At 59.6% G+C, this 540-nt stretch carries 1 protein-coding gene; it reads left to right on the top strand.

Annotation, left to right across the window (positions count from 1 at the left end; genetic code table 11):
- Nucleotides 1-422, top strand: a 422-nt coding sequence (locus AC1DU6_RS35520) for a Bug family tripartite tricarboxylate transporter substrate binding protein (RefSeq protein WP_477863305.1), incomplete at its 5' end; no start/stop codon positions are given.
- Nucleotides 423-540: the final 118 nt, after the last annotated feature.

Genomic DNA, 540 nt, shown 5'->3' with positions numbered 1-540 from the left:
ATCGCGGAACGCCGGAGGTCATTGTCGGGCTGCTGCGCGAAGACATCGATGTGATGATCGACAACTATGTCGGGATGAAATCGGCGCTGCAGGATGGCAAGATGCGTCCAGTCGGGACCACGGGCGAATCCCGTTCGGTGATCCTGAAAGACGTGCCGACGATGATCGAGGGCGGCGTGAAGGGCTATGACGTCGTGTCATGGAATGCGCTGTTCGCACCGTCCGGTACGCCGCCCGAAGCGATTGCGCGGTTGAATACGGGCCTCCGCGAAGTATTGGCGATGTCCGATGTGAAGCAGAAGCTGCTCGATCTTGGCATCGAGGCGAAAGCGAGTTCGCCCGACGAACTGAAGGCCCGGCTGGTCGACGATATCGCCAAGTGGACCGCCGTGATCGAGAAGGCAGGAATTCCGAAACAATGACGAAACCAACTGTCCCCGGTCCCGATCCGCATACCAAGGTGCCGAAGTTCAAGCTGCCGCCGCTGGCCTGTGACGCGCATACGCATATTTTCGGGCCCGGCGCCAAATATCCCTATGT

The sequence above is a fragment of the Roseateles sp. P5_B10 genome (assembly GCF_056400485.1).
This window is presented reverse-complemented; position numbering and strand designations above follow the sequence as displayed.